We start from the raw sequence: 19,865 nt of genomic DNA on the forward strand, positions 1-19,865 counted from the left end.
CCTCTCGAAACGCACATACCTTCTCAGTTAGACACACGATGCGTGTTTAGTGAGAAGGATGCCAAATCTTAAACTTGTCCGTATAGGTATAATCATTATACAAAGAATAAAAACGAAAGTAAAACGCATTCTGATCGCCACTAAATATTAAAATAAGGAAATTCTTATTTTTACTAAAACTTGTCGGGTGATTGCCCAACCTGTCCGTATGCATCATACCGATAGTTGGTAAATAAAATTTGTTATTTGAGTTTATTATTAAGATTCTCTAATAAATAGTTTTTAATATAAAATGTAAGCGATTTACAAAAATGTTAAAACCTTATATAGTAAAGATAGCAATCGAACTTATCCATACAAGTTAAATTATTCGGAGGGAAAAAACATGGGGAAATATGAAAAGGATACGAAGGAGCTTCTCGAGGCAATTGGCGGCAAGAAAAATATTTCTGCTGTGACACATTGTGCCACACGGATGCGTTTTGTATTAAACGATCCAAAAAAAGCAGATGAAGCACGTATCGAAGACATTCCTAGCGTAAAAGGAATGTTCACCAATGCAGGCCAGTTCCAAGTCATTATTGGAAACGATGTCGCCGTTTTTTACAATGAATTTGTCAAAGCATCTGGAATTGAAGGCGTTTCAAAAGAAGCCGCAAAATCCGCAGCGAAGCAAAATCAAAACCCCGTCCAACGGGCCATTACTGTTTTAGCAGAAATTTTTACCCCTTTATTACCAGCAATTATTGTCGGCGGTTTGATTTTAGGATTTCGAAATATTTTGGAAGCTGTTCCGATGGGGTGGCTCAATGGACAAACAATCGCTGAAGCTTCTACTTTTTGGAACGGCGTCAACGGCTTCTTATGGTTACCAGGTGAAGCGATATTCCACTTCTTGCCAGTAGGGATCACATGGAGTATCGCTCGCAAGATGGGCGCGACGGAGATTCTTGGAATTGTCCTAGGGATCACGTTAGTCTCTCCGCAATTGTTGAATGCCTATGCAGTAAATGGAACAACTGCTGCTGAGATTGCAAAGAATTGGACTTGGGATTTTGGTTTCTTTACCGTTGATAAAATCGGGTACCAAGCGCAAGTTATTCCGGCGATGTTGGCAGGATTCCTGCTTGTTTATTTGGAACGGTTCTTCCGTAAGCATATTCCAGAAGCGGTTTCTATGATTTTTGTGCCATTCTTCTCACTGATTCCAACGATCCTGGCTGCACATATTATTTTAGGACCAATTGGCTGGAAAATCGGAACAGGGATATCTGCGGTAGTTAATGCAGGATTAACATCAAGCTTCAGCTGGTTATTCGGCGGCATATTCGGAGCGCTCTATTCGCCTCTGGTTATCACCGGTCTGCACCATACGACCTTAGCGATCGACTCGCAATTGATCGCGGACTTTGGTTCAACGAATTTATGGCCAATGATCTGTTTATCAAATATTGCTCAAGGGGCTTCGGTTTTAGCAATCGTATTTGCTCATCGCGGCAATAAGAAGGAAGAACAAGTATCTATTCCATCCGTGATCTCTGCCTGGTTAGGGGTAACGGAACCAGCCATGTTCGGGATCAACCTGAAATACACCTATCCATTCATTGCAGCGATGATCGGCAGCGGTATCGCAGGACTGTTCGTGACATTATTCAAAGTACGGGCACTATCAATCGGTGTCGGCGGACTGCCGGGAATTTTAGCCATTCGTCCGCAAGACTATTTGATCTTCGGGATTGGGATGCTGATCGCGATCGCCGTACCGTTCATTTTGACTTTGACTTTCCGACGCATTGGTTTGTTCAATAAAATTGATCGTATCGAAGAGGAAAATGTTCCTACATTAGGGAGTGAGGCGCCTAAAAAAACTGGCGCTGTGGTTGAATTATTTGCGCCGATCGCGGGTATGCTGCATCCTTTGAGCAGTGCAAAAGATCCTGTTTTTGCGGAAGGGATGATGGGACAAGGCGTGGTCATCGATCCTAGCGAAGGGAAATTGTATGCGCCCTTCGACGGACAAATCAGTCTGCTTTTTCCAACGAAGCACGCAATTGGTTTAGTGAGTGATGAGGGAACAGAAGTATTGATCCATATTGGGATCGACACCGTTCAGTTAGACGGCCAATATTTTACAAGCCATGTCAGCCAAGGCGACAGTGTGAAGCAAGGCCAGCTCTTGATGGAATTTGATGTGGAAGCTATCAAAGCGGCAGGCTATGAAGTACAGACACCGATTATTGTGACCAATTCAACGGATTATCAAGTAGATCCGCTGTTAGAAGATGCGAAAGTCACAAATGATGAAAAAATCTTGATCGCAACACAATTGTAGAAATCGGAGGATGAGATGAGTTTTAAAGAAAAAGTAATCTATCAAATTTACCCTAAATCGTTCTTAGATACGAATCATGATGGCGTGGGGGATTTACTAGGAATCAAGCAAAAAATTCCTTATTTAAAACGCTTGGGAGTGGATATGATTTGGATAAGTCCAATCTACCCAAGCCCGCAAAATGATAATGGCTATGATGTGGCAAATTATACAGCGATCAATCCAATGTTCGGAACCATGTCTGATTTTGAGAATTTGATGAAGACAGCAAAGGAACATGGGATTGAAGTCATGCTGGACATGGTTTTCAATCATGTCTCAACAGACCATGAATGGTTCCAAAAAGCGTTAGCAGGTGAAAAAAAATACCAAAATTACTTTATTTTACGAGAAGAACCAACCGACTGGGTCTCAAAATTTGGAGGAAATGCCTGGGCACCTTTTGGAGAAACAGGGAAATATTACTTGCATCTTTTTGATAAGACACAGGCGGACTTGAATTGGCGCAATCCCGAAGTGAGAGAAGAACTGTATGAGGTCCTGCGTTTTTGGATGGACAAGGGAGTCAAGGGCTTCCGCTTTGATGTCATCAATTTGATCGGTAAAGATGAGGTGTTGAAAGATTGTTCCGAAAATGACGGAAAACCCGCGTATACGGATCGGCCAATCAACCACGATTACATTCATGGAATGAATCAAGAGACGTTTGGCAATGACGACGAAATAATCACAGTAGGTGAAATGAGTTTTACAACGGTCGGGGAATGTATTTTATACACGAAGCCCGAACGAAAAGAATTAAACATGACCTTCAATTTCCATCATTTAAAGGTGGACTATCAAGATGGAAAAAAATGGACACAAATGCCTTTTGATTTTGCGAAGCTGAAAGAATTGTTTCATACTTGGGGAACGCAAATGAGTGAGGAGAACGGATGGAATGCTCTTTTTTGGAATAATCACGATCAGCCGCGCGCACTAAATCGATTTATTGATGTGGATAACTACCGCGTAGCCGGAGCGAAAATGCTTGCGGGTGCGATTCATCTGAACCGAGGCACACCCTATATTTATATGGGAGAAGAGATCGGGATGCTGGACCCGGACTTCGATACGATGGAACAATACGTCGATATAGAAAGTCTAAATGCGTACCAAGAATTACTCGTTGAAGGAAAGACAAAGCAAGAAGCCTTTGAGATCGTCAAAAGAAAATCCCGTGACAATTCCCGGACGCCGATACAGTGGGACAGCGGTGAGTACAGTGGATTTTCTAAAGGAACTCCCTGGATAGGACTAGGAAAATCAGCAAATGAAATCAATGTGGCAAAGGAGTTGCAAGAAGGCTCTATCTTTAGCTACTATCAGCAGCTGATCAAACTTAGAAAAGAGTATCCTGTGATCGCGGAAGGAAGCTATGAAGCCTTTCTGCCGGATCATCCGCAGCTTTATGGGTACATCCGCCGATTAGACGGTCATTCCTTGCTCGTGTTGAACAACTTTTTCCCACAGGAAACAACGATCGAGGTGCCTGAGGAATTTGTTGCTGGGCAGGTGCTGATTGATAATTACAGCGCAGAAGTGGTTGGTAAAGAGCTGACCTTAAAACCGTATCAGTCACTAGCGATTTATCGTTAAGAAAGACGCGTGAGCATTTTGCTCACGCGTCTATTTTGTTAAATCGATTCGTTTATTTATTAAATAGATCAGTACACCGCCTAATCCCATAGAGAGCAGTTCCCCTAAACCAATGATCAGCCAATTAAAGAAAAATGGTGCTTGATACAGCACAGTCAATTGACCCGCAATGGTGAACATGGAAAAAGAAAAAAGCAATGCGGTAACGATCATTTTTTTCTTAAGACTTGCGATATTTCTAGTAATTCCTCGACAAATGAGTAAAACGATCAAGGTAGAAATACTGCCAAATAAAACATCGACAATTCCAAGCGGAGAAGCCAAGTTGGCAATCGCGACCCCTAGAGTCACTGCAAGGGTGTACCGCTTATTGAAAAGCGGCAAATAGTTGAACATTTCCGCCAATCGAAATTGGATCGCGCCAAAGCTGATGACAGATAAAACGACAGTTACTGCAACGTACAGTCCTGTTACAACGGCCATTTTTGCCGTATCGGTGGTCGTCCAGCGTTGCGCTGAACTTTTTTCAAGATGCATCGTATCATTCTCCTTTACGAGACAAGGCCTCGTTGATAACTGCGACCAAAGGATTGAAGTGCCGCAGTGCGATTTTCTCGCTAAACTTCATGATAGAGGATTCCAAAAAAAATGCAAGCTATTTTAACAGCCACCCGCCATCGATCGGCAAAATGGTCCCTTGCATATAGCGAGCGTGATCACTTGCTAAAAACAAGGTCGCATACGCAACTTCATCAGGAGTCGCCCAGCGTTTAACGGGCGTTTCTTCAGCGACCCACTTAGCCATGTGACCGTCGCCAGCAAAGTCCGCTTGATTCATCGGAGTCTGGATCGCTCCCGGTGCCAGAGCATTGACATGAAGACCCTCCGCAGCATAATCCAATGCCAGTTGTTTCGTGAAGCCAACGATGGCATGCTTGCTGGTCGTATAAGCGATGCCGCCTCCACCAGCGACAAGGCCAGCGATGGAAGCCATATTGATCACCGTCCCCTGGTTTTCAAGGAGCTCAGGCAACACCAATTTAGTGAGGGTATAGGTTCCTTTTATATTGGTATTTAAAATTCGATCCCACAAATCTTCCTCCGTCTCTGCTAAAGGCAAGTAGGCATCCAAAACACCTGCAGTATTCAGTAAAATAGCGATTGTTCCGAAAACCTCATGGCAGGTTTGAATGGCTCGCTGCAAATCGGTTTTAGTACGAACATCCCCAAGACAAAAAGAAAACTGTTCAGGGAATTTTTTTTGTAGTTCAAGAAGGGGTTTTTCTTGCAGGTCAAAGGCAAAAACATGGGCACCCGCAGTTAAAAATGCGTGGGCTTGAGCCGCCCCGATACCAGAAGCAGCGCCTGTGACAAAGACGGTTTTATCAGAAAAATCAAAAGTCATCATTCGACGATTTTCCAATCATCTGCCAAAATATCGCAAACCGTTGGTGCAAAGCTGGAGAATCCTTCGTCGGCTGTTTTGATCAAAAAATAAGGAGTAACGGGGGAGCCATCAAATTGCTCGCCTTCTACCAATGTTACATAGAGTTCAAAGCCGCCCCAGCCTTCACGAATGATTTTAGCGCCGTTTTTTAATTCAGGTAAAATTGCTTCAAAAGTCATTTTATTCTTCCTCCGTTCAAAATAAAGTTGCTGTTGGTAGAATACCAAAAAGCCAGAAGCGCTACAAGTAGATAAAGCAGGGAGGGTTCTATTTATACGCGCAGAACACAAAAAACCTCTCTACTTAAAAAAGTAAAGAGGAGATAAAATCTAGTCATCTGTTTTTGCGTCGTCGTCATCTTTGTTTTTAGTACTGGTTTTGTTTCGAGAATTCCAATAAGTTTTGTAATCATCGTCATTTCCACCGATACCAAACTCATAAGTATTGTCGGCTGGACCATCTTTAGCCCATAGTGAGGTGGTCTCACCACCCGGTACTTGATACGTTGTTCCGTTGTGACTGACCTTGCCAGGTTTCAAGCCAGTAAACTCAGAGACTTTGGTCTGTTTCACATCGCCAGAGAGTTCGAATTTCTCGTTTTCCCCGAAGACGCTTGGATTTACCTGATAGATTCGTCCTGCGAGATAGGCCATATAGGTCGCCGTGCGATTTCCCGCACCGTCCACCATCGGCTTGTTGTCGTCTCGCCCAGTCCAAGTACCTAAGGTGATCGTAGGAGTGGAAACGACCAGCCAGTTGTCGGCATAATTATCCGTTGTTCCTGTTTTTCCTACCCAATCGGCCGTACTTAGCGGATAATTTACACCGCTTAAGATCGATTTAAATGGCGTCGTGTGCTGTTCATTGATCACACTGCGCATTAAATCATTCATGATTGAGGCCGTTGCTTTGGAGTAGACTTGAACAGGATTTTCTTTGTGTTTGTAAATTTCTTTCCCGGTACTGTCTGTGATCGAGTCGATCAGGTATCCTTGTTGATACACCCCGTCATTTGCTAATGTTTGGAAGCCATTCACTTCAGTCAGGGTCGAGACTTCTGTCGTTCCTAATGGCGCAGACTCCACGCCCCAGTTGTTTGAAGTAGGGTAGTTCATCTTCTTCAGATAGTTGTCATAAGCAAATTGATCAGAGCCTTTATTAGTCAGCATGTCTTGATAAACATGATAGGCTGTGATATTTGTAGATTGGACCAATGCTTCCCGTGTCGTTTGGAAGGTTTTAGATCCTTTGTTCTCAGCATTTTTCAATTCTTTTCCGGCATTCTCACCATGTTGATACTTCATTGGATAGTCAGCGATCCGCGATTGACTGCCTAATAGACCTTGATCAATAGCAGGTCCATAGACCAACATCGGTTTGATGGACGAGCCTGCTTGCCGAACGGTATCGAAGGCATGATTGTTTTGGTTTGTATTGTAATCACGACTGCCGACAAACCCGTAGATTCGACCGGTTTTGTTGTTCATCATAACTGTTCCCGGTTCAATCGTTGCACCAGAACCATCGTCAAGATATTGTCCATATTCAGCAACGCCTAATTGCATCGCGTCATAGATGTTCTTGTCGATCGTTGATTTTACGATCAAACCTTGATTTTGCATTTTGACTTTAGCTTGTTCAACGTAACGATTACGAACTTCTTCTTTGCCGTAATCCGCATCACTGATCCCGTCTTCTTTGGCCTGCTGCTTAGCAACGATCGTGATTGCTTCATTATAAACGGTGTAGTATAAGAAGCCGTGCTGCTGAACTTCCATGTCTTGTCGAGCTTGGAAATCTTTGGACAGATCATAGTTTTTTGCATCGTCATATTCTTTTTTAGAAATCATTTGTTCACGGTACATATTGAAAAGCACATCATTTTTCCGAGCCATCCCTAAAGAAAAATCTTGTTTCAAATCCCCCGTGTTGGTGTAGGGACTGTATACAATCGGACTTTGCGGCAATCCAGCGATAAAGGCAGATTGCGGCAGGTTTAGATCCTTTGCATGCTTTCCGAAGATCCCAATGGCTGCTTCTTCTACACCAGCGATGTTTTGTCCTTTGTTGTTTCTACCGAAAGGAGAGACGTTCAGGTAGGCTGTTAGAATCTCGTCTTTGCTCAGATATTTCTCTAAGTCCAATGCTAAGACGATCTCGTTGGCCTTCCGTTTGAAGGACGTCTCGTTGGTCAAAACTTGCTGTTTGATCAATTGTTGAGTAAGCGTCGACCCGCCGGAACCAGCTCCGAAGCCGACCACTTCACCAAGCAGCGCACGTACGACAGCCTTTGGAACGACCCCGTGGTGTTTATAGAAGTTTTCATCCTCCGTAGCGACCAATGCTTTTTTTACCCATTCAGAGATTTCATCTGAATTAATCTTTTCACGAATGGGGTCCGCTTGAATCGTCGCCAGTTCCCGATCGTCAGAATAAAGTAGTTTAGATGATTCTGCGATATCGCCAACCTTTTGCTTCATTTCTGATTTTGTCGGTGTTGGCGTACCTTCAACAAGGTGTGCAAAATACCCAGCTCCAATACCAACTACAAGCATACCGCCTAAGAAAAGCACAACGATCAATCCGAGCAGGAGAGACTTGATTACTCGAAGCGAAACATTCAGGGCAAAAGGTCCGCCCAAAGTAGCGTTTGCTCTGCTGTTGCTCTTTTTCGGTTGCTTCTTTATTTTTTTCTTGTGAGCCAAAAAGTCCACCTCATTAGATTCTATTCATTTTAATTATCTGTTGAATTATAGCAAAGTTTTACTTCCATTAACAAGCGGATGCAATGTTTGTAATCAAAACTTCAACTAATTGTTAAGTAAAACAAAACAAACATTATTATATTGTTCGGCTTTTGCCATTCGCTCCACCTTTTCGAGAGACAAAACTTCGAAGAAATCTGGTGAATAGCTTTTATTTCCACGTCTTTTCAGTTAATATGGGAAAGTATAAATCATTACAGGAATGATATGCGTAATGTGCATCTGTTTCACTTTTTTTAGTGAAAACAGCAATAATAATTAGGAGGACAAAACATGCATTCAGACTTTTTTCAAGAACTAAAAGCCCGTGGCTTAATTTTTCAAGTAACCGATGAAGCAGCCCTAGAAAAACAATTAAACGAAGAGTCTGTTAAACTATATATCGGCTTTGACCCTACTGCAGACAGCCTGCATATTGGTCATTTACTACCGATCTTGACGTTGCGTCGTTTCCAACAAAACGGCCATGTGCCGATCGCGTTGGTTGGTGGTGGTACAGGAATGATTGGGGACCCTTCATTTAAAGATGCAGAGCGTCAATTGAACACGCTGGATACTGTTCAAAACTGGTCGCAAAGCATTAAAAACCAACTTTCAGGAATCATTGATTTCGAAAATAAAGAAAATCCAGCGATCGTAGCGAACAACTATGAGTGGTTGGGCGAATTAAAATTGATCGACTTCCTACGTGATGTTGGTAAAAACTTCACGATTAATTACATGATGAGTAAGGAAAGCGTGAAGCGCCGTATCGAGTCTGGGATTTCATACACGGAGTTTGCGTACCAATTACTGCAAGCCTATGACTTTTATGAGTTAAACAAACGCTATGGCTGTTTGTTACAATTGGGCGGCAGCGACCAATGGGGAAATATCACATCAGGGATCGAATTAATTCGTCGTGAAGAGGGCAAACAAGCCTTTGGATTAACGATGCCATTGATTACAAAGGCGGATGGAACAAAATTCGGAAAAACTGAAGGCAATGCCGTTTGGTTGGACCCAGAAAAGACTTCTCCTTATGAGTTTTACCAATTCTGGATCAATACCGATGATCGCGATGCTGTTAAATTCTTGAAGTACTTCACTTTCTTGAGTTTAGAAGCCATTGAAGCCATCGAAAAGGAATTCACAGCGGCACCTGAACAACGCGCAGCTCAAAAAGCGTTAGCGAAAGAAGTAACGGTCTTAGTTCATGGTGAAGAGGCCTATGATCAAGCCGTGCATATTTCGGAAGCACTGTTCAGCGGTGATGTGAAGAACTTGAATGCGGAAGAAATTAAACAAGGATTCAAAAATGTTCCGAGCTATGAAGTTCAGTCAGAAGATGAGTTGAATCTAGTTGAAATACTGCTCACTGCTGGGATCGAGAAATCGAAACGTCAAGCACGAGAAGATATAACCAATGGAGCGATCTACATCAATGGTGATCGTGTCCAGGATGTGTCTTACACATTAAGCGATGAAGATAAATTGGCAGATGCGTTTGTTGTCGTTCGTCGCGGCAAGAAAAAATATTTTGTTTTACAATTTTAATTATACTCGTGGAAGGGATTGTACCAATTTTTGGAGCAATCCTCTTTCTATGTAGTGATAGGGAAGCGTTTCAGAGCGGCTAATACGGATTAGGAGTGAGTATTTGAGAGCAGTTTTATTAAACTCATTGGGTTTATTTGGTATTATTTTAATAGGGTATTTAACGAAACGATTGAGCTTGTTTGTGAAGGCTGACGGCTCGATGATCTCAAAAATCGTTGTGAATGTGACATTGCCGGCAGCGATCATTGTTAATTTACGCGCTCTTGACGTAGAAAATCAATTGCTATTGCTGATCTTAGCAGGAATCTTATTGAATATTGTAATGATCGTGATCGGACATTTCTTTTCAAAAAAACAGGAGCAGGTCGAACGAGAATTCTTGATGTACAGTGTTTCTGGGTACAATATTGGGAATTTTGCCATTCCATTTGTTCAAAGCTTTATGCCGCAGGCGATCCCGATTTTATCCTTTTTTGATATTGGGAACAGTGTCATGCTGGCAGGAGGATCAACAGTCGTGATCGAAGGAATCAGCGGCAGCAATGAAAAGCGGCCAAGTGTGAAAAATGTGATGGGCCGTTTAGGGCGATCAGTACCGTTTCTTTGCTACTTGATCATGTTGTGCTTACGTATTTTTGAAATTGATCTACCTGCAGCCGTTTTCCAAGTCGTCGAACCGATTGCGAACGCGAATATATTTTTATCAATGTTTATGATTGGCTTGTTTCTAGAGTTGCGCTTGCCGAAGAAAGAGTTATCCTTAGTTTGGCGCGTCTTAATAATAAAGTATGCAGGTGGGGTCTTATTAGCGGTTTTGTTCATGTTCCTGCCGCTGCCGACGATCATTAAAGCTGTGTTGTGTCTTGTTTCTGTAGGACCGATCACGACATTTGGCGTGATCAACAGTGTGACCGCGGGAATGCGTGCAGAAGTGGTAGGGTTCACCTCCTCACTCAGCTTTTTGATCAGTTTACCGTTGATGACAAGTTTATTGTTGGTTCTATAAAAATAAAAAATCTGGAGGTTTTTATGTTATTAGGTTCTCATGTAAGTATGAAGGGAAAAGAAATGTTACTAGGGGCGGCGCAAGAAGCGGCAAGTTATGATGCCTCGACGTTTATGATTTATAGCGGTGCACCGCAAAATACACGCCGCAAACCAGTAGAAGAGATGAATATCCCAGCGGGGGAAGCATTCATGAAGGAACATGGATTATCGAATATCGTTATGCATGCACCCTACATCATCAATTTAGGAAATACCAAAAAACCAGAAATGTTTCCATTTGCCGTTCAATTTCTAAGAGAGGAGATCATGCGTGCAGAAGCCTTAGGGGCGATGCAGATCACGCTGCATCCAGGAGCTCATGTAGGAGCTGGGGAAAAAGCTGGGTTAGATCAAATCATCAAAGGATTGAATGAAGTGCTGACCAAAGATCAACGCGCGCAAATCGCACTGGAAACAATGGCTGGCAAGGGAACAGAATTAGGGAAGACGTTTGAAGAGCTGGCATATATTATTGATGGGGTTACATTGAACGAGAAACTTTCTGTTACCTTTGATACGTGTCACACGAACGATGCCGGCTATAATGTCAAGGAAGATTTTGATGGTGTATTAGAAGAATTTGATCGTGTGATCGGTTTGGATCGCTTGAAAGTGATCCACGTGAATGATTCAAAAAATCCGATGGGTTCCCATAAAGATCGTCATGCAAACATCGGTTTTGGAACGATTGGGTTTGATGCGTTGAATAGTATCGTCCACCATGAAAAATTGACAGATTTAGCTAAAATTCTAGAAACACCTTACGTTGGGGAAGATAAAAAGAACCAAAAACCACCTTATGGCTTTGAAATCGCGATGTTGAAATCACAAAAATTTGATCCAGATTTGTTGGATAAAATTCAAGCACAATAAGAAAAAGGGGTATGCTCATTAATCGAGCACATCCCTTTTTGCTATTCTCTGATTTGTCCATCACCATAGATGATGTATTTACTTGAAGTCAACTGCTCTAGGCCCATCGGCCCGCGAGCATGAAGCTTTTGAGTCGATATACCGATCTCAGCACCAAAGCCGAACTTAAACCCATCTGTAAATCGTGTAGACGCATTGATATAGACAGCGGCCGCATCGACTTCTTTTAGAAATTTTTGTCCATTAGAATAACTATCTGTCACGATAGCCTCTGAATGCTTTGAGTTGTAGTGATTGATATGCTCGATGGCTTCATCAATAGAAGCGACGATTTTTATCGCCAAAATATAATCCAAAAATTCTGTAGACCAATCGGATTCCGTCGCCAAGTCCGCCTGTTTTAAATATTTCAGCGAATGTGCGTCTCCTCGTAAGGCAACAAGTGGCGTCAGCTCTTTTTCGACCAAGGGTAAAAAGTCGGCTGCTACCTTTTCATGGACCACCAGTGTTTCAATCGCATTGCAGACAGAAGGGCGTTGCGCCTTTGCATTTTTGACAATTTCAAGAGCCATTTCTAGTTGTGCAGCCGAATCAACGTACACATGGTTATTGCCAGTCCCTGTCTCAATGACGGGAACTGTCGCACTAGTTTTAACGCGTTGTATCAGGCCTGAGCCGCCTCGCGGAATCAAGACATCTAGATAGTCATTCAGATGCATCATCTCAGCGGCAACCTCGTGAGAAGTATCGTTGACAAATTGGATCATTGCCGAGTCCAATTGATGATCGCGCAGGGTCTTTTGCATAAGGGCAACGAGTGCTTGATTTGAAAAGAAAGCTTCTTTGCCGCCACGCAAAATGACTGCATTACCGGATTTGAAACACAAGCTAGCTGCATCAGTCGTGACGTTAGGTCGTGACTCAAAGATGATCCCAATGACTCCTAGAGGGACACGTTGCTGCCCGATCGTTAATTGGTCCTCTGTGCGCCACATTTTTTCTACCACACCAATGGGATCAGGTAATTGGGCGACTTGACGGATGCCTTCAGCCATTTCGTTGATTCGTTCTGGCGTCAAGCGCAGACGATCAATCATAGGATCAGGAATCCCATGGTCTTTCGCCCGATCCAAATCCCGTTGGTTTGCGGATAGAAGAGCAGCGCTCTGCTCTTCTAAATCTTGCGCCATCTGTATCAAAACATCATTTTTTTGCAGGCTTTCTAATTGACTCAATTGCTGAGCTGCTCGCTTGGCCTGCTTTCCTAACGTATTCATTAAATTATCCATGCAATCTAAGCCTCCTTAAATAATGTTCCGACGTCTACACCTGCTAAGATATCAAAAATTATTCGTGGAGGTTTGCCATTGGCCAAAACCATCGCGCTGTTAGAGTCTAGGACTCTTTGAGCGGCTCTCAATTTACTAGCCATGCCACCTGTGCCAAAGCGACTGCCTTCACCGCCCGCTTGTTCCATCAACGTTTGATTGATTGTTGAAATGGTCGAGTATAGGACGGCTTGCTTGTTTTTTGAAGGATTATCAGAATAAAAGCCGTCAATGTCGCTTAACATGATCAAGACATCCGCGTCCATCAATTGCGCGACGATCGCTGACAATTCATCATTGTCCCCAAATTTTCTTGTGTGGTCCATTTCGTCGACTGCGACGGTATCGTTTTCGTTGATAATAGGAACGATTCCCATTGAAAGCAACTGCTCCAATGTGTTGATTACATTTTTGCGACTCTCAGGAAAGTCTACGACGTCACGTGTCAATAAAACTTGCGCAGTCTGCTGACTATAAACTAAGAAGCGCTGATTATAGATGTGCATCAGCTCAGATTGCCCGACCGCCGCAACCGCTTGTTGTATTGGAATGTCTTGCGGACGTTCTGGAATACTGAGTTTGTCCATCCCAACACCGATGGCGCCGGATGAAACTAATATTATTTCTTTCCCTTGATTACAAAGGTCAGTGAGTACAAATGCTAATTGATCAATACCAGCAAAATTGATCTTGCCGTTTGGATGGATCAAGGAACTCGTCCCGATCTTCACCACGATCCGATTCACGGATCTTAAAAAGTCTCTCATGTTTCCACCTCTTCACTTAGCCACCAGCGAGGAAGATATTGTTTTGGATTTTATCATATTCTAATTAATATTTCATCAATTATTTACGAATTCTCGGTTTTTTTTATTTATCTGGGACTTAAGAAATCTAACACGCTTTATTTTTTTATCATTTAAAAAAATTGGATTCTTTATAAAACAAGCGATAAGATTGAAATAAAATTCCACTTAGGCATTTGAAGTTCATTAAAACGGCTTTTCTTTTGTGAGCTCTTCTAGTAAAATGTATGAGAATGTGTCAGGAAAGGAGCGGTGAAAATGGTATCAACTGGAATCGTAGTATTGATCGCAGTAATCGCTGCACTATTAGGTGCTGTCGGCGGTTTCTTCTTAGCTCGTAAATATATGCAAGACTATTTCAAAAAGAATCCTCCAATCAATGAGGATATGTTGCGCCAAATGATGATGTCGATGGGTCAAAAGCCTTCAGAGAAAAAGATTCGTCAAATGATGCAGCAAATGAAAAACCAACAGTAATTTTGAAAGGACAATCGTCGTTTGATGATTGCCCTTCTTTTTTGATTAGCACTGAAAAGAATTGCCAAAACAAATCTGCTGGAGCAAAGTCGCGTGAATCTTTTATGGGCATGGCTGATGAAGAAAAGCATGTAATTACTAAAAGTAAGCAGATTTGTCGACAGAACATAATCTGGGTTGTAAAGTAAAGGCGAACGGGAGGAATGTCTGAATGTATGATGTAATTATTATCGGCGCGGGTCCAGCAGGGATGACCGCAGCCTTATATGCTTCACGATCGAACTTAAAAGTTCTTTTAATTGAACGTGGTGCGCCAGGCGGACAAATGAACAATACCGCTGAAGTAGAAAATTACCCGGGATTTGAATCGATCATGGGTCCAGAACTTGCGATGAAGATGTATGACGGTGTCTCGAAATTCGGGACTGAAAATGCCTATGGAATTGTCCAAGATATCAAAGATCACGGGGATTACAAAGAAGTCATTACGGAAGAACAAAGCTACGAAGCAAAAACGATCATTATTGCGACAGGCTGTGTCCATCGGAAATTGGGTGTGCCTGGAGAAGAATCTTTTGCTGGCCGCGGTGTATCTTACTGTGCGGTTTGTGATGGTGCCTTTTTCCGCAACAAACGTTTGATCGTTGTTGGCGGTGGCGATTCAGCAGTTGAAGAGGCGATCTACTTAACTCGCTTTGCCTCTGAGGTCGTTATTGTTCACCGTCGGGATGAATTGCGAGCACAAAAAATTATTCAAGACCGTGCGTTTGCAAATGAAAAAATCTCATTTATTTGGGACAGCGTTGTAGAAGAAATCGTCGGAAACGAGATGGTGGTGACAGGTGCGCAAATCCGTAACGTTAAAACGGAGGAAGTTCATTTGGAACCAGCGGATGGTGCCTTCATTTATGTAGGATTGGAACCATTGACAGAACCGTTTAAAGCTAGCGGGATCACCAATGCTGCTGGATGGATCGAAACAGATCCTGAAATGAAGACGAAAATCCCTGGAGTTTTCGCTATCGGCGATGCACGTGAAAAGGATCTGCGTCAAATCACGACGGCTGTTGGTGAAGGCGGGATCGCAGGCCAACAAGTCTATAAATACATTGAAGCACAAGATTAACATATGAGTATAGTCGACTAAACAGTCGGCTGTGATCAGAAAAGGAAAAGAGTATCTAATCATTGATTAGATGCTTTTTTTTGACTAAATAACTATCAAAAGGGAAATCATGCTACAATTGTCCAAAACTATTACGCGCTTTCAGCGAGAGATTAAAAAATAATTGTTAGAACGGTGGGAGGAAAGCCTGTGTCAAGGATAAAATTACGTGCATACCAGCAACGAGTAATGGATCAATTGGCTCATTATTTGGATAATGACAGTATCCACATCGTTGCGCCACCGGGATCAGGAAAAACAATTTTAGGAATGGCGCTTGTAGAGAAGATTCAAAGAAAAACGTTGATTCTCGTCCCTTCATTACTATTAAAAAAACAATGGATCGAAGTGATTCAGAAGAATTTTCCACAATGGGAGTTCTCAGAAGACCTATTTTCTTCAAAAAGAATCACTGTTACCACTTATCAAGATGTATATAGTAAAAGAAAGGAACTTCAAGACTATTTTTCCAAACAGGAAATTGGCTTTCTAGTGATGGATGAATCACATCATTTAAAGAAAAGCTGGTCTGATCTGCTTCTGAATTTGAAAGAAGAGGCTGAGGGGGTACAGACACTGGCCCTGACAGCGACACCGCCATTCGATGCAAATCAAAAGGAATGGCGTACGTACATTCGACTGACCGGAGCCATTGATGAAGAGATATCTGTTTCTGAATTGATCAATGAAGAGGTTCTTGCTCCTTATCAGGATTATGTTTATTTGGCTCCCGTTACAAAGGAATTGCAGGCGCAATATGATGAATTCTTAGAGAAACAAAATCAAATCGTGAAGGTTCTTTGCAGCCAGCAAGAAGTGACGGATTTTTTATTGATTCAGGAGTTTATCCAACACCCCCTCACCCAAACAGAATTTATCTATGAAAATTTTGAGAGTTACTTGAGCTGTTTATTCTATTTAAATGAGCAAAATTATCAATTCAGTGAGGATCATTGGCGGGTATTAGGAACTAAGCGAAACAAGTTTACTATCCCTCAGCAGACAAGAAAAAGTCTCGTTGATTTGTACCAGTATCTATATCAGGCAGCACCAGAATTAAAGGTGTTTCAATCCCTCACAAAAAGAGGTTGGTTGTATGATGAAAAACTCCAGCTTTTCCCTGATTTTGAAAAAAAGAATCATTCAACTATCGTGTTAATGAAGGAAGCAATCGAACATATCGTGGTGAAGGAAGAAAGCTATTTGGGAACCGAACTTCGGTGTGTCCTCCTCTTTGATTACATAAAGCAAGAAGTTTTAGCTGGGAAAGAGGCTTATTTAGAATATGGGGTTGCCCCGGCCTTCTTATCGCTAAAAGACCTGATTCGCCCGGAAACCTCTTTGGCAGCGGTCTGCGGTGAGTTTCTCATTATCAATGAAAAACTTTACCAAGCCTATTTTTCAGCGTATAGCGAATATCAAAGAGAAAAGACGCTTGGTGACTATAGGTTTCTAGCGATGACGGATAAAAATCGCAGTGACTTATTGGCGCTGGCTACGCAACTGCTGAACACAGGGGAGATCCATCTTTTGATTGGGACAGTAAGCTTGCTAGGTGAAGGGTGGAATTGTCCGGCTGTCAATACGATCATCATGGGAAATGCGGCCGGTTCGTATGTGCAAACGCAACAGATTCGCGGCCGAGGATTGCGGCGATTTGGAGAGGAGAAATTCACTAATATTTGGCATATCGGAGCTATTTATCCCAATAGCCCCTTTACAGAACAGCCACATTTTTCATCTGTTTTGAAGCGTTTGACCTATATTGAAGGCTTAAGTTCGATGGAAGATTCACCTATGATCACCACAGGGATTGAACGGTTCGAATTGCCCGATGTACCAGATAGCCAGGCGATCACTGGTTACACACAAAACAATCTTTACCGAGCAAAAGAACGGGAGAAGCAGTTCTTGCTTTGGAAGACCGCCTTGAAGCAAGGGTCTCGATTGGCAATGCCTTTGTTTGTTCGAAGTCAGCCGAAAGAAGTGGATAGACAGAGTGAAGCACTCTCGTTGAACGTCAAGAGAACCGAAACGTTAACTCTGTTCCAAGCCTTTTTTAGAGGGATTTTGCCATCCTATTTTAAAGAAAGAAAAAGAAGGAGAAGCTGGGAAAACTCTTGTCAGATGCGGGAGAAGTTGATTCGAGCGCTTTATCGATTGCTCTTCGATGAAGGGATACTTTCTGAGAAAACACCTCTGATCATTGATTGGAATGAAGCATCATTTTCCTGCGAAATCGTCGCAAGTTATCATCAAGAGAAATTATTCAATGTATTGGCTGATGAACTGCTGGGGGAGATCGACACGCCGCGCTATCTTCTAAAAATAAAAAAAGAATACTTCGGAATACCAAGCCGCTACAGTAAAAATAAAAAGGCAGCATACACCTTTTTGTCAGCCGTAAAAAAACAGGGGCTATCCGCGGAGATCTTTTATACAAAAAATATTTCTGGACGGAAGCAGTTGATCCGTGCACGATTGAATACGCTGCAAGCTTCTGATACCTTAGCCATTATCGAACGGAAAATTTGGCGGTGATAATTTAAGAATCTTTCTTATAATAAGGGGGATAAACGAAACGAGTATTTCTGGGAATCTTTACAAAAAATAGCATTTCTTTTTACTAGCGAGTCGAATATGATGTAAGTTTTCTTTGCTGAATATAACACTAATGGTATACTTAAATGGTAAGAAAATTTTGAAAGAGGTGTGTTTCATGTCTTGGGAACAAGTTTATGAACAATGGATTGATTCAGATAAATTAGATGAAAAAATGCGCAAAGAATTACAAGATTTAGAGGAAGATCCAGAACGTAAAAAAGATGCATTTTATAAACAGCTAGAATTTGGAACAGCAGGTATGCGAGGCGTTTTAGGACCTGGTGTCAATCGGATGAATATTTTTACCATTCGTCAAGCAACAGAAGGATTGGCTCGTTTTATGGATACACAAGATCCCGAGACAAAACGTCGTGGTGTAGCGATTGCCTATGATTCACGCCACATGTCACCAGAATTTGCTATGGAAGCAGCAAAAACATTAGCTAAGCATGATATTCCATCATTTGTATTTGAAAGCTTGCGGCCAACACCGGAATTATCTTTTGCCGTTCGTTTTGAAAATGCCTTCACGGGGATCATGATCACGGCATCTCATAACCCGGCAGAGTACAATGGCTACAAAGTCTATGGGGAAGATGGGGGCCAAATGCCGCCAGAAGATGCAGATGCATTGACTCGTTTTGTACGAGATGTGGAGAATCCGTTAGAAATTGAAGTATTATCTGATGACGAAATCAAAGACAGCGAATTGATCACGATCATCGGCGAAGAGGTCGATACGGAATATTTGAAAGAAATCAAATCTGTAACGATCAATCAAGAGCTGATCAACGAAATGGGCAAAGAACTGAAGCTGGTTTACACGCCATTACACGGCACTGGGAAAATGCTGGGGGAAAAAGCTTTAGCGCAAGCTGGTTTTGAAAAATTTGTGCTGGTACCGGAACAAGCTGTTGCAGATCCAGATTTTTCAACAGTAAAATCACCAAATCCTGAAGAGCATTCCGCGTTTGAATATGCGATAAAATTGGGGGAACAAGAAGGCGCAGACCTGTTGATCGCAACAGATCCTGATGCCGATCGTCTTGGCGCTGCTGTTCGTCTTCCAGATGGACGTTATGAAGTCTTAACGGGCAATCAGATCGGTGCGATCATGATTCGCTACATTTTAGAAGCGCACAAACAAGCAAGGACATTACCTGAAAATGCTGTCGTTTTGAAATCAATCGTTTCGAGTGAATTAGCAACGACTATCGCAGATTCTTATAAAGTAAAAATGATCGATGTTTTGACTGGATTCAAGTTTATTGCTGAAAAGATCCAACAATACGAAGAAGACCATTCTCAAACGTTCATGTTTGGCTTTGAAGAAAGCTACGGCTATTTGATCAAATCATTTGTTCGTGACAAGGATGCGATCCAAGCATTGGTGTTATTGGCTGAAGTAGCTGCGTATTACAAAAAACAAGGCAAGACATTGTACGATGGGTTGCAGGATATTTTTGAAGAATACGGCTACTATGCAGAAAAAACTATTTCGGTTACACTTAGCGGAGAAAAGGGTGCCGAAGAAATCAAAGCGATCATGGGGAACCTGCGGAGCGAATCACCAAAATCGTTTGCCAATACAGCAATTGTATTAACGGAAGATTTCAAAACATCAAAAGCTGTGAGTGCTGACGGATCAGAGAAATCCATCGATATGCCATCCTCCGATGTGTTGAAATATACCTTGGCAGATGAAACGTGGTTAGCCATCCGACCTTCTGGTACAGAACCAAAAATCAAATTCTATATCGGCGTGAAGGGCGATTCTCATGAGGCTGCTGCAGAAAAAATTGCGACCTATGAGGAAGCAATCCGTAAAATCGCTGAATAAATGA

General features: G+C 42.3%; 15 protein-coding genes. 9 read left to right on the plus strand and 6 right to left on the minus strand.

Annotated features, from left to right (window positions below; translation table 11 throughout):
* Positions 1-385: 385 nt before the first annotated feature.
* Complete coding sequence (treP, locus tag IGI66_RS03870) at positions 386-2,332, plus strand: PTS system trehalose-specific EIIBC component (RefSeq protein WP_316407381.1); 1,947 nt, start codon at positions 386-388, stop codon at positions 2,330-2,332.
* 15 nt (positions 2,333-2,347) lie between these two features.
* On the plus strand, positions 2,348-3,970 hold the full coding sequence (gene treC / locus IGI66_RS03875; protein WP_438847658.1) for an alpha,alpha-phosphotrehalase: 1,623 nt from the start codon (positions 2,348-2,350) through the stop codon (positions 3,968-3,970).
* A 30-nt stretch (positions 3,971-4,000) separates the two neighbouring features.
* Here the strand turns inward: treC and IGI66_RS03880 are convergent, their stop codons facing one another.
* The 4 genes from IGI66_RS03880 to IGI66_RS03895 form a co-directional block, all read right to left on the minus strand.
* On the minus strand, positions 4,001-4,507 hold the full coding sequence (locus tag IGI66_RS03880) for a QueT transporter family protein (RefSeq protein ID WP_010781534.1): 507 nt from the start codon (positions 4,505-4,507) through the stop codon (positions 4,001-4,003).
* Between the two features lie 118 nt (positions 4,508-4,625).
* A complete protein-coding gene (locus tag IGI66_RS03885; protein ID WP_010781533.1) occupies positions 4,626-5,378 on the minus strand; it encodes a 3-oxoacyl-ACP reductase in 753 nt (250 codons plus the stop codon).
* Positions 5,375-5,596, minus strand: coding sequence for a DUF2829 domain-containing protein (locus tag IGI66_RS03890; protein ID WP_114523999.1), 222 nt, complete (start codon positions 5,594-5,596; stop codon positions 5,375-5,377). The genes IGI66_RS03885 and IGI66_RS03890 overlap by 4 nt, the downstream gene beginning before the upstream one ends.
* A 150-nt stretch (positions 5,597-5,746) precedes the next feature.
* A complete protein-coding gene (locus tag IGI66_RS03895; protein ID WP_114524000.1) occupies positions 5,747-8,122 on the minus strand; it encodes a transglycosylase domain-containing protein in 2,376 nt (791 codons plus the stop codon).
* A gap of 333 nt (positions 8,123-8,455) precedes the next feature.
* Between IGI66_RS03895 and tyrS the strand changes: the two genes are divergently transcribed.
* The 3 genes from tyrS to IGI66_RS03910 all read left to right on the plus strand — a co-directional run bounded on the left by tyrS (position 8,456) and on the right by IGI66_RS03910 (position 11,641).
* A complete protein-coding gene (tyrS, locus tag IGI66_RS03900) occupies positions 8,456-9,718 on the plus strand; it encodes a tyrosine--tRNA ligase (protein ID WP_010781530.1) in 1,263 nt (420 codons plus the stop codon).
* A 103-nt stretch (positions 9,719-9,821) separates the two neighbouring features.
* Positions 9,822-10,727: an AEC family transporter gene (locus tag IGI66_RS03905; RefSeq protein ID WP_438847661.1), complete on the plus strand. Its 906-nt coding sequence runs from the start codon at positions 9,822-9,824 to the stop codon at positions 10,725-10,727.
* A gap of 23 nt (positions 10,728-10,750) precedes the next feature.
* Complete coding sequence (locus IGI66_RS03910) at positions 10,751-11,641, plus strand: deoxyribonuclease IV (protein WP_086305530.1); 891 nt, start codon at positions 10,751-10,753, stop codon at positions 11,639-11,641.
* 41 nt (positions 11,642-11,682) lie between these two features.
* Here the strand turns inward: IGI66_RS03910 and IGI66_RS03915 are convergent, their stop codons facing one another.
* Together IGI66_RS03915 and proB are read right to left on the minus strand one after the other, a co-directional pair.
* Positions 11,683-12,930 carry a glutamate-5-semialdehyde dehydrogenase gene (locus tag IGI66_RS03915; protein WP_438847663.1) on the minus strand — a complete coding sequence of 416 codons (1,248 nt, stop codon included), beginning with the start codon at positions 12,928-12,930 and terminating at the stop codon, positions 11,683-11,685.
* 5 nt (positions 12,931-12,935) lie between these two features.
* Positions 12,936-13,736, minus strand: coding sequence for a glutamate 5-kinase (gene proB, locus IGI66_RS03920; RefSeq protein ID WP_010781526.1), 801 nt, complete (start codon positions 13,734-13,736; stop codon positions 12,936-12,938).
* A gap of 297 nt (positions 13,737-14,033) precedes the next feature.
* On the opposite strand from proB, the gene IGI66_RS03925 reads away from it, so the two are divergent.
* The 4 genes from IGI66_RS03925 to IGI66_RS03940 all read left to right on the plus strand — a co-directional run bounded on the left by IGI66_RS03925 (position 14,034) and on the right by IGI66_RS03940 (position 19,861).
* On the plus strand, positions 14,034-14,252 hold the full coding sequence (locus IGI66_RS03925) for a YneF family protein (RefSeq protein WP_010781525.1): 219 nt from the start codon (positions 14,034-14,036) through the stop codon (positions 14,250-14,252).
* Between the two features lie 211 nt (positions 14,253-14,463).
* Complete coding sequence (gene trxB / locus IGI66_RS03930) at positions 14,464-15,378, plus strand: thioredoxin-disulfide reductase (protein WP_010781524.1); 915 nt, start codon at positions 14,464-14,466, stop codon at positions 15,376-15,378.
* A gap of 189 nt (positions 15,379-15,567) precedes the next feature.
* The gene (locus IGI66_RS03935) at positions 15,568-17,958 is read left to right on the plus strand and encodes a DEAD/DEAH box helicase family protein (protein ID WP_438847666.1); all 2,391 of its coding nucleotides are present in this window, start codon (positions 15,568-15,570) and stop codon (positions 17,956-17,958) included.
* Between the two features lie 178 nt (positions 17,959-18,136).
* On the plus strand, positions 18,137-19,861 hold the full coding sequence (locus IGI66_RS03940) for a phospho-sugar mutase (protein WP_438847668.1): 1,725 nt from the start codon (positions 18,137-18,139) through the stop codon (positions 19,859-19,861).
* Positions 19,862-19,865 lie beyond the last annotated feature (4 nt).

Origin of the sequence: Enterococcus sp. AZ048 (assembly GCF_051715125.1) — a bacterium.
Lineage (GTDB): Bacteria > Bacillota > Bacilli > Lactobacillales > Enterococcaceae > Enterococcus_A > Enterococcus_A gilvus.

Bases quoted from the DNA above. Each gene is read 5' to 3' on its own strand.
- treP (WP_316407381.1), top strand. From the start codon at position 386: ATGGGGAAATATGAAAAGGATACGAAGGAGCTTCTCGAGGCAATTGGC.
- treC (WP_438847658.1), top strand. From the start codon at position 2,348: ATGAGTTTTAAAGAAAAAGTAATCTATCAAATTTACCCTAAATCGTTC.
- IGI66_RS03880 (WP_010781534.1), bottom strand. From the start codon at position 4,507: ATGCATCTTGAAAAAAGTTCAGCGCAACGCTGGACGACCACCGATACG.
- IGI66_RS03885 (WP_010781533.1), bottom strand. From the start codon at position 5,378: ATGATGACTTTTGATTTTTCTGATAAAACCGTCTTTGTCACAGGCGCT.
- IGI66_RS03890 (WP_114523999.1), bottom strand. From the start codon at position 5,596: ATGACTTTTGAAGCAATTTTACCTGAATTAAAAAACGGCGCTAAAATC.
- tyrS (WP_010781530.1), top strand. From the start codon at position 8,456: ATGCATTCAGACTTTTTTCAAGAACTAAAAGCCCGTGGCTTAATTTTT.
- IGI66_RS03910 (WP_086305530.1), top strand. From the start codon at position 10,751: ATGTTATTAGGTTCTCATGTAAGTATGAAGGGAAAAGAAATGTTACTA.
- IGI66_RS03915 (WP_438847663.1), bottom strand. From the start codon at position 12,930: ATGGATAATTTAATGAATACGTTAGGAAAGCAGGCCAAGCGAGCAGCT.
- proB (WP_010781526.1), bottom strand. From the start codon at position 13,736: ATGAGAGACTTTTTAAGATCCGTGAATCGGATCGTGGTGAAGATCGGG.
- IGI66_RS03925 (WP_010781525.1), top strand. From the start codon at position 14,034: ATGGTATCAACTGGAATCGTAGTATTGATCGCAGTAATCGCTGCACTA.
- trxB (WP_010781524.1), top strand. From the start codon at position 14,464: ATGTATGATGTAATTATTATCGGCGCGGGTCCAGCAGGGATGACCGCA.
- IGI66_RS03940 (WP_438847668.1), top strand. From the start codon at position 18,137: ATGTCTTGGGAACAAGTTTATGAACAATGGATTGATTCAGATAAATTA.